Origin of the sequence: Vogesella mureinivorans (assembly GCF_007644035.1) — a bacterium.
Taxonomy (GTDB): domain Bacteria; phylum Pseudomonadota; class Gammaproteobacteria; order Burkholderiales; family Chromobacteriaceae; genus Vogesella; species Vogesella mureinivorans.
Genome location: NZ_VMTV02000702.1, coordinates 1 through 279, shown reverse-complemented (window position 1 = coordinate 279; position 279 = coordinate 1). Strand labels below are relative to the sequence as shown.

1 protein-coding gene is annotated in these 279 nt (G+C 50.9%); it reads right to left on the bottom strand.

Features of this window, described 5'->3' with window-relative positions:
• The coding region (locus tag FLQ44_RS17815; RefSeq protein ID WP_147695465.1) for a homocysteine S-methyltransferase family protein at nucleotides 1-279 on the bottom strand (279 nt) is incomplete at both ends.

Sequence of the window (279 nt, the reverse complement as noted above, 5' to 3'; positions counted from 1 at the left end):
CTTCTGCCCGTAAAGCCGCACGACGCGCAAGACGGGCGCCGTCACGATTGAGCTCGTAGACCATATTTTCCATGCCGTAATCGGCCTGAGCAATGGTGGTTGAAGAAAATGTATTGGTTTCCAGAATGTCGGCACCGGCCAAAGCATAGCGCAAATGGATGTCTTCAATGGCTTTCGGCTGGGTCAATGTCAAAAGATCGTTATTGCCTTGCAAAGCACAGCTACAGGCCACAAACCGCTCGCCACGGAAATGTTCTTCGTCAAAATGGAAAGACTGGA